We start from the raw sequence: 480 nt of genomic DNA, 5'->3' as shown, positions 1-480 counted from the left end.
CGCAACACCTACATCTATCCGCCCAAGCCCTCCATGCGGATCATCTCGGACATCTTCGCCTACACCTCGCAGAAGATGCCGCGGTTCAACTCCATCTCCATCTCCGGCTACCACATCCAGGAAGCCGGGGCGACGGCCGACCTCGAGCTGGCGTACACGCTCGCCGACGGCGTCGAGTACCTCCGCGCCGGCCTCGACGCGGGGCTGGACATCGACAAGTTCGCGCCGCGGCTGTCCTTCTTCTGGGCCATCGGCATGAACTTCTCCATGGAGATCGCCAAGCTGCGGGCCGGCCGCCTGCTGTGGAGCGAGCTGGTGGAGAAGTTCGGGCCGAAGAGCGAGAAGTCCAAGTCGCTACGGACCCACTCGCAGACCTCCGGCTGGTCGCTCACCGCGCAGGACGTCTTCAACAACGTCGCCCGCACGTGCATCGAGGCGATGGCCTCCACCCAGGGCCACACGCAGTCGCTGCACACCAAC

At 65.4% G+C, this 480-nt stretch carries 1 protein-coding gene; it reads left to right on the top strand.

The window, feature by feature from the left end:
* A partial coding sequence (locus B4M60_RS11035) for a methylmalonyl-CoA mutase family protein (protein WP_291083633.1) occupies nucleotides 1-480 on the top strand: 480 nt, incomplete at both ends.

The sequence above is a fragment of the Dietzia sp. UBA5065 genome (genome assembly GCA_002415925.1).
Taxonomy (GTDB): domain Bacteria; phylum Actinomycetota; class Actinomycetes; order Mycobacteriales; family Mycobacteriaceae; genus Dietzia.
The sequence above is the reverse complement of the archived record's forward strand: the minus strand, read 5'-3'. Positions and strand labels throughout refer to the sequence as shown.